The sequence below is a fragment of the Longimicrobium sp. genome (assembly GCF_036554565.1).
In the GTDB taxonomy this organism is placed as follows: Bacteria; Gemmatimonadota; Gemmatimonadetes; order Longimicrobiales; family Longimicrobiaceae; genus Longimicrobium.
In genome coordinates this window covers 1-8,205 of the sequence record NZ_DATBNB010000167.1, presented here as the reverse complement: position 1 = coordinate 8,205, position 8,205 = coordinate 1, and the positions used below count along the sequence as shown (strand labels likewise).

Genomic DNA, 8,205 nt, shown 5'->3' with positions numbered 1-8,205 from the left:
AAGGTTTCACTTCCCGAAGCGAACTCGCGCGGCTACGAGGTGCTGGTGGGGCCCGGGCTGTTCGGCACCGTGGCGTCGGTGCTGTCGCGCTTCTGCCCCGCCCACCGCTACGCCGTGGTCACCGACGACCGCGTTGCCGAGCTGTACGCGGTGCGCCTGTCGCGCATGCTGCACGCGGCCGGCTACCGCACCGACGTGTTCGCCTTCACCTGTGGCGAGGCGCAGAAGACGCGCGAAACGTGGTCGCTGGTCAGCGACGCCATGATGGAGTCCGGGTGCGGCCGCGACACGGCGGTGATCGCCTTCGGCGGCGGCGTGCCGGGCGACCTGGGCGGGTTCGTGGCGGCCACCTACATGCGCGGGCTGCCGCTGGTGCAGGTACCCACCTCGCTGCTTGCCATGATCGACGCGTCCGTGGGCGGCAAGACGGGGGTGGATACGCCCGCCGGCAAGAACCTGGTGGGCGCCTTTCACCAGCCGCACTGCGTGGTGGTGGATCCCGAGCTGCTGAGCACGCTTCCGGACGCGCACCTGCGGGCCGGCATGGCCGAGGCGGTGAAGCACGGCGCCATCGCCGACGCCGAGTACCTGGAGTGGATCGAGCGGAACGCCGACCCCCTGCTGGCCGGCGATCCCGACGCGCTGGCGCGGCTGATCATGCGCTCGGTGGAGATCAAGGCCGAGATCGTGGCCAAGGACGAAAAGGAAAGCGGCCCGCGCAAGCTGCTGAACTTTGGCCACACCATCGGGCACGCGGTGGAGTCGGTGTCGGGGTACACGCTGCTGCACGGCGAGGCGGTGGCGGTGGGGATGGTGGAGGAGGCGCGCATCGGCGAGCGCAGCGGCATCACCGCGGCGGGCACGTCCGCGCACCTGCGGCGCATCCTCACCCGCCTGGGGCTGCCCACCTCGCTCCCCATCGACTTCCAGGCGTCGCAGGTGATCGACTTCACGCGGGTAGACAAGAAGGCGCGCAACGGCCGCGTGGAGTACTCGCTGATCCAGGACCTGGGCCGCCCGTTCGTGGGTCCTGCGGGCGTGTGGGGCCACCCGGTGCCGGACGAGACCGTCGCCGAGGTTCTGGCGGGCGCGGGGATGCGGGGGTAGGGTCGTCGACGGAGAGAAGACCAGCCCCCGGCCGTGCTGGGGCGACTAAAGTCGCGGCAACAACGGCCCGAAGTCCGCCTTCGCGGACTGCACGCGCAGTCGGGTGCACCAAGCCGGCCGGGGCGCGATCGAATTCTCCCTTTCCCCCGCTTGCGGGGGAGAGGGCCGGGGAGAGAGGGCCGTCAGGGGCATGCGCCGGGTCTCCCGAAGTGCACGGTTCCTCGCCCGCGTTCCCGCCCCGTGCGCCACAGTCCGCCGAAGCGCGATTCAGGTCTGCCCCTCCCCTGCGCAGCGGGGGAAGGGGGCCGGGGGAGGGGGCTCCCGCGGCATGCGAGGCAGCCTGTCGAACCCCGATCGAAGTTCTCCCCTCTCCCGCGCCGTTTGCGGGGGAGGGGCCGGGGGAGGGGGGCCCGCGAGAGCGGGCGAAAGGACGAAGGACCATGCACCGGTCCGGGGCGCACCGCCCCGGACCGGCATTCATTCGCGGACGGTGTGGGCGGCCATCAGCCCGGCGAACGGGCGCCGCGGGGGGAACCCGGCCCTTCGGGACAGGGTATCGTCCATCGCTGGTTGGACCGCGGAACGACGACGAGGACGACGAGGCTTGATCTACATCTGCATCCCTGTTCTGAACGAGGCGCAAACCGTGGGGGTCCTGCTGTGGCGGACCCGCCAGGTGATGGCCGAGTTCGGGCGCGACTACCACATCGTCGTCGTCGACGACGGCTCCACCGACGCCTCGGCCGAGGTGCTGCAGCCGTACACGCGCGTGCTGCCGCTGACCGTCGTGCGCCACGAGCGCAACCGCGGGTACGCGGCGGCCCTTGAGACGCTGGTCCGCGAGGTGGCGGCGCTCAGCACCCATCCCAAGCGCGACGTCGCCGTGTTCCTGCAGGCCGACTTCACCGAGCCGCCGGAAGAGATTCCCGCGCTGGTCAAGCGGCTGGAGGGCGGGGCCGACATCGTGGGTTCCACCGTCGCCGCAGTGGACGTGGAGCTGACGCGCGGAATGCGCTGGTCGCGGCGCGGGCTGCCCTGGCTGCTGAAGCGCTCCGCCCTGCCGCGCGAAATCCGCGACCCGTTCTCGGGCTTTCGCGGCTACCGCGTGCAGGTGCTGCGGCGCGCCCTTTCCGACGTGGATGGCAAGCCGCTGCTGGAACGGTCCGGCTGGGCGGCCAACGCCGAGCTGCTGGTGCGCGTGGCGCCCCACGCCCGCCGCGCCGAAGAGGCGGAGGTGAGGCTGCGCTACGCGCACCGGGAGCGCGAAACGCGCTTCCGCCCGTGGGACGCGCTCCGCGAAACCTGGGCGCTGTTCCGCGCCACGCCGGGCATCTCCACGCTGCCCCGCCGGACAGCAGACGCACCCGCCGCCGCCGAGCCCGCACCGGTGCCCGCCGAAGCGCCCGCTCGCCCGGCGCCGCGGCGTGAAGGTCCGGCCTCGCGCCGGCCCGAGAGTGAAGGCCGCCCCGAGCGTGACGTCCAGCCCGCGCGCGACGAACGGTCCGCCCGTCCGCGCCGCGAGCGCCGCCCCGCGGACGAGTCCGGCGCCGAAGCCTCTCCGCCGAAGCGCACCCGCCCCGAGCGGACGCGCCAGCCGAGGGAAGAGCGCGCCGCCGTCCCGGCGGATGACGCTGAGACGTTGACTGTTGCGGCGCCGGTGGAGTCCGGCAGCGACGCATCTGCCGAGGTGGTGGAGCCCGTAGTGAAGAAGCGGAAGCCGCGGCGGCGCAAGCCCAGGCGGACGGAGGGCGGCGACGCATCGGCGGCCCTCGAGGGCGCTTCGGATACGAGTGTTGCGGGAGAGGAAGCCTCCGGCGAAGCTGCGGCCGATGGCGGTGCGGACAGCGGGGCGGATGGTGAGCAGGCGGCCTCGGAAGGGGGCGCACGCAAGCGGCCCCGGCGCCCGCGGCGCAGGCGAAAGCCGGCGGGACAAACCGAGAATGCAGCGGATGGCGGGGCGGAAGCCCCGGCCTCCGATAGCGAGGGATAGATGAAGTTGTCTTCGATTTCGCTACGCCCGCTGGCCGCAGGCCTGCTGGCGGTCGTGGCGGGCGCGACCGGGGTGGATGCGCAGAACCGCACCCCGTTCCGCGCCGGTGAGCTCGCCACGTACCAGGTGAAGCTGGGGGGCGCGTCCGTGGGCCAGGGCTCGCTCGCGGTGCTGGGGGTGGTGAACGTGCGCGGCCAGCAGACCTTCCACACGCGCATGACGCTGAACGGGCGCGTGACGCTGGCCCGCGTGAACGACATCTACGAAAGCTGGATCGACACGGACGGGCTGTTCTCGCACCGCTTTCACCAGAACGTGCACGAGGTTCGCTACCGGCGGAACCGCACCTACGACTTCTTCCCGGAAACGCGCACCTACCGTCGCGAGAACGGGAGCACGGGCACCATCCCCACGAACCAGCCGCTGGACGACCTGTCGTTCCTCTACTACGCGCGAACGCTGCCGCTGGAGGTGGGCGCAACGTACACGCTGCAGCGGTACTTCAAGGCGGATGGAAACCCGGTGGTGATCCGCGTGCTGCGGCGCGAAACCATCACGGTGCCGGCCGGCCGCTTCCGCACCATCGTGGTGCAGCCGGTGATCAAGACAGACGGGCTGTTCGGCGAGGGCGGGCGCGCCGAGGTGTTCCTCTCCGACGACCAGCACCGCATTCCCGTGCTCATCCGCAGCCGGGTGCCGGTGGTGGGGTCGCTGACCATGCTGCTGCGCACCTTCCGCCCCGGCACGTGAGCGACGAACGGCAGCCGGACCGGGACGCGGGGTCCGCCACGGGAAACGTTCCCGAGGCGGACCTTTCGCGTGTGACCACCGTTCCCGTCGGCGGGCGGCCCAACAAGGTGCTCGCCGAGGACTTCGCCGCGCCCCCGCCGGCCGATCCGGGGGCGCGCACCTTCGGCGCGTTCGTCGCCTCGCTCCCGCGCGTGCTGCAGGCCGAGTCGTTCCTGGCCGTGGCCGACGCCGTCGCCGCGGCGGTGGAGCGGCGCCGCACGGTGCTGTGGATGCTGGGCGGCCACGTGGTGAAGACCGGACTGGCGCCCGTGCTGATCGACCTGATGCGGCGCGGGGCCATCACCCACGTCGCGTCGAACGGCTCCGCAGGGGTGCACGATTACGAGATGGCGCGCTGGGGCGGCACCAGCGAAGACGTGGAGGCCGGCCTGGCCGATGGCAGCTTCGGGATGGCCGACGAGACGGGGCGCGGGATGAACGGCGCGTTCGTCCGGGGGATGGGCGAGGGGTGGGGGATGGGCGAGGCCCTTGCGCGCGACCTGGACGCGCGGGACGACCTGGCGTATCCGGAGCTTTCGCTGCTCCTGCAGTCATACCGGCTGGGGGTGCCGTACACGCTTCACCCGGCGCTGGGGGCGGAGATCATCCACCAGCACCCCGCGGCGAACGGGGCGGCCATCGGCGACACGGGGCACCGCGACTTCCGGCGGCTGGCAGCTTCGCTGGCGGGGCTGGATGAGGGCGGCGTGGTGATCAACGTCGGCTCGGCGGTGGTGATGCCGGAGGTGTTCCTCAAGGCGCTGACGGTGGCGCGCAACCTGGGCGAGGGGCGTCCGCGCGGGTTCGTGACCTGCGACCTGGACATGCTGCGCCACTACCGGCCGCGGGTGAACGTGGTGGAGCGCCCCACGCGCTCCGGCGGGGGGCGCGGGTTCTCCATCACGGGGCACCACGAGATCATGGTTCCGCTGCTGGCCTGGGCCATCGCCGAGCGGCTGGACGGTCCGGGGAGGGGTGCCCAGGAGGGCTCCACGGGCGAATGAATTCGCTGCAACAAACACACGAAGTCCACCTTCGTGGACTGGCTTGTTGCCGTGCACTCTTCGCCCGTGTGGCGCGCCCCCGCTCTGCCGTTGTCATCCCGATGAAGCGGCCCCGGCGAACCCTCCCACGCACCGCAATCGGCAGCGACTGAGGGATCCGCCACACGCGTGCGGTCGGGCGACGGACTCTCCCGTCCACAGTCCGCACACGCGGACATTCGCCGTCGCGGAGCGGCTGCCCACTTCGTCTTCATCCGTCTAGAGTGTTGACATTGATGTGGCAGGGATGTACAGTTCTGTAGCCGTGCAGGCCCTGTTGGTTAACGAACTGCACACCTGAGGAGAAGGCGCGGTCATGCCCAGATTGAAGTTCAGCGCAGCGGTGCGCCTACTTCGCGCGGTTCGGAAGGCGGTGCCGCCGCGTGCGCGGAAGCCGGCGAACTGGCACTGGTTCGATCACCCCGAGATGCAGGCGCGGATCGCAGCGGCAGAAGCGGACCGACGGGATGGACGAGTCGAGAAATTCGATTCGCGGGAAGCTGCGCTCGCCTATCTCGATGGGCTCGCGTGACCTCCGGTGCGTCAGCCTGCGCCGGCGTTCAAGACGCTCGAAGCCACGAAACAGTATCGGGCTGCTCTGGCACTGCTTCAACCCGCCGTACGCAAGCAGGTCCTCGCGCGGGTGAAACTGTTGTTCGACGATCCGTCTCACCCCAGCCTGCGGGCACACTCCGTCAAACCCGATAAGCACTATTGGGAAGCGTACGTGAATCGTGGTGACCGGATCATCTCCATCCCCGATGGTTCCAATCTTGTGCTCGTCGACGTTGTTTCCCACGACGAGATCAACCGCTACAGCAGACGCCCCCCGCGGTAGCTAGGTCCACGCGCACCTCACTCACTGCGCGGGGCCGCGGGGCGCGCCACACGGTCCCCCCCGCACCAAATCAAGCCAGTCCGCGCAGGCGGACTTCGTGTGGTTGTTGCAGCGAATTCATTCGCCCGTGCAGGCTGGGGTTCAGGCCCGAAGGCTTCGGCTCAGCTCCAGACCAAGACCGCGTCTCACGGTTTCGTGTCGCTGCCGCGCCCCGGTTTCGTGCTGGTTCAGGCTGGATCCCACGGCCCTGCGGAGTATGCACTGCGGGCCAGTCCGCGCGCTCGGGCCTCTGGATGACAGATTTCGAGGTGGACGGGTTTTGTCGTGTGCCGTCTCCCTCCGCTCACTCCTCGAGCGCTTCTCCGAGCAGCCGTTCCACGATCACCACGTCGCGCCAGCGGCCATCCAGGCGCGCGTGGCGCCGGTACGTGCCCACGCGCGCGAAGCCGTGGCGCTCGCACAGGGCCAGCGAGGCGGTGTTCTCGGGGAAGATGCGCGACAGCACCTTCCAGAACCCCGCGCGCTCCAGTTCCGGCACGAACGCCGACATCAGCGCGTCCCCGATCCGCCGCCCGCGGGCGCGCTCGGCGACGTACACCGAGAACTCCGCGATCCCCGCGTAGCACTCGCGCGCACGGTACGCCGATGCGCTCACCCACCCGATGACCTCTCCCGCGGAGTCCGCCACCAGCACGGGGTAGCGGTCCGCCGTCGATAACCACGGCAGCACGTCGCCCGGGGTGCGCTCGCGCGTTTCGAAGGTGGCCTGCCGCCCGCGGATCCCCTGGTTGTAGATCCGGGCGATCGCGGGCGCGTCGGCCGGGAGGGCGGGGCGGATGCTGGGCTCCGTCATGACAGCGCCGGGGTGGAGGCGATGGGAATCGGCCGCGCGCTCGCGAGCACCGCCGCGGCGGCTACGATGGAGAGGATCACCAGGATCGACAGCAGCGCCGCGTATCCGCCGGCCACCGCCACCAGGCTGGCGCCGACGGGGGCGGAGGCGCGGGCGATGGACACCACCAGCGCCAGCGCCCCGCCGACCGAGCCGTACCGCTCGCGCCCGTAGACATCAGCGACGAGCGCCGCGCGGGCTGGGGTGATGGCCCCTGAGCCGGCGCCGAATAGAACGACGAACGCCCACGACGCCCAGGGGCCCTGTCCGCTCAGCAAGGCGAGCAGTCCCAGCGCCTGTGCGGCGAAGAGCGCCGCTGTGACGACGGAGCGCGGGCAGCGGTCACCCAGCGGCGTAAAGAGCAGCCGGCCGGGGAGCGCCATCAATCCAACCGCCCCCAGCGCGCTCGCCGCGAACCCCGGCGAATACCCGCGCTCCAGCAGTAGCGGCAGCAGGTGCACGAACACGGACGTGCTCGCGAGCGCCGCAAGTCCGAAGCTCGCCGCCAGCCAGGGGAACGAGGCATCGTGCACGAGGGTCCGGAGGTCGCTGGAGGACGTGCGCACGGTGGCGGCTCGGGGCGAGGGCTCGCGCGCGCCGTCCGGGTGCAGCCCGTGGTCTTCTGGGCGGCGGCGAAGGAGCAGCGCGTGCGGCGGGATGGTCAGCACCGCGAGGATGGCCGCCAGCCACACCAGCGCCTGCCGCCACCCGTGAACCCGCACCAGCTCCGTCGCCAGCGGGACGAAGACGACACTCGCGAACCCGCCCAGAAACGTAAGGACCGTCAGCGCCCGTCCGCGCATCCGCACGAACCAGTTGGCGACCAGGGCGAACGCCGGCTCGTACAGCACGGCGGCCATCGCCACGCCAAGCGCGGCGGAAAGCGCGTAGAACTCCCACAGGTGCTCCACTCCGGACCAGGCGAGGAGCACGGCAGCGGCCACGACGGAGCCGCACGCCATCAGCCCGCGCGCGCCGTGCCGGTCTACCCAGCGCCCGGCCGGCACCGCCGCCGCACCCGCCACCAGCAGCGCCAGCGAGAACCCGCCGGTGATGGCCGTCGCCGACCAGCCCAACTCGGCCTGCATCGGCGCGATGAACACGGGAAAGGCGTACGACAGGGTGCCGTACGAAACCATTTCCGTCACGCCGAGCGCCAGGACCAGGATCCACCCGTAGTACAGGCGCCCGGCGGGGCGGGTCGATCCATCCGCACCGAGCGCGTGCGTGCTCATCCGCAGCACGCCACCACCGGCAGCCCCGGACCCGAGGACTTCGCGGGGCTCGCGCATCCCCCGGAGATGCCGCACGACCCACCGATGGGCGCGGGCTCGTCGCCCTCGGCCGCGCAGCAGGTGGCGCCGCCCACGTCGGTGGAGCAGACGCCGGTTTCCGGGAGCACCAGCTGCACGTCGCGTGCGCCTTCCATGTCTCCCGTCAGCGCGCAGACGATCGAGCGCACCTGCTCGTATCCGGTCAGCAGCAGGAAGGTGGGCGCGCGGCCGTAGCTCTTCATCCCCACCACGAAGAAGTCGCGCTCCGGGTG

General features: G+C 71.3%; 8 protein-coding genes and 1 pseudogene. 6 read left to right on the top strand and 3 right to left on the bottom strand.

Features of this window, described 5'->3' with window-relative positions:
- The 6 genes from aroB to VIB55_RS04600 all read left to right on the top strand — a co-directional run.
- Positions 1 to 1,107: 3-dehydroquinate synthase (aroB, locus tag VIB55_RS04625; protein ID WP_331875497.1), on the top strand; the 1,107-nt coding region annotated here is incomplete at its 5' end.
- Between the two features lie 604 nt (positions 1,108 to 1,711).
- Positions 1,712 to 3,097 carry a glycosyltransferase family 2 protein gene (locus VIB55_RS04620; RefSeq protein ID WP_331875496.1) on the top strand — a complete coding sequence of 462 codons (1,386 nt, stop codon included), beginning with the start codon at positions 1,712 to 1,714 and terminating at the stop codon, positions 3,095 to 3,097.
- Positions 3,098 to 3,847 (top strand): DUF3108 domain-containing protein, encoded by a 750-nt coding sequence (locus VIB55_RS04615; RefSeq protein WP_331875495.1) that lies wholly within the window; start codon positions 3,098 to 3,100, stop codon positions 3,845 to 3,847.
- Positions 3,844 to 4,890, top strand: coding sequence for a hypothetical protein (locus VIB55_RS04610; protein WP_331875494.1), 1,047 nt, complete (start codon positions 3,844 to 3,846; stop codon positions 4,888 to 4,890). Before VIB55_RS04615 ends, VIB55_RS04610 begins: the two co-directional genes overlap by 4 nt.
- A gap of 355 nt (positions 4,891 to 5,245) precedes the next feature.
- Positions 5,246 to 5,461 carry a hypothetical protein gene (locus tag VIB55_RS04605; RefSeq protein WP_331875493.1) on the top strand — a complete coding sequence of 72 codons (216 nt, stop codon included), beginning with the start codon at positions 5,246 to 5,248 and terminating at the stop codon, positions 5,459 to 5,461.
- Positions 5,462 to 5,467: 6 nt separating this feature from the next.
- Positions 5,468 to 5,767, top strand: a complete 300-nt coding sequence (locus tag VIB55_RS04600) for a hypothetical protein (RefSeq protein WP_331875492.1) — start codon at positions 5,468 to 5,470, stop codon at positions 5,765 to 5,767.
- Positions 5,768 to 6,110: 343 nt separating this feature from the next.
- On the opposite strand, the gene VIB55_RS04595 is transcribed toward VIB55_RS04600, so the two are convergent.
- The 3 genes and pseudogenes from VIB55_RS04595 to VIB55_RS04585 form a co-directional block, all read right to left on the bottom strand.
- Entirely contained in the window at positions 6,111 to 6,620 is a 510-nt protein-coding gene (locus tag VIB55_RS04595) for an arsinothricin resistance N-acetyltransferase ArsN1 family A (protein ID WP_331875491.1), read from the bottom strand.
- Entirely contained in the window at positions 6,617 to 7,894 is a 1,278-nt protein-coding gene (locus tag VIB55_RS04590; RefSeq protein WP_331875490.1) for an MFS transporter, read from the bottom strand. Before VIB55_RS04590 ends, VIB55_RS04595 begins: the two co-directional genes overlap by 4 nt.
- Positions 7,891 to 8,205, bottom strand: a pseudogene (locus tag VIB55_RS04585) (flavoprotein); the annotation flags it as partial. The pseudogene VIB55_RS04585 and the gene VIB55_RS04590, both read right to left, overlap by 4 nt.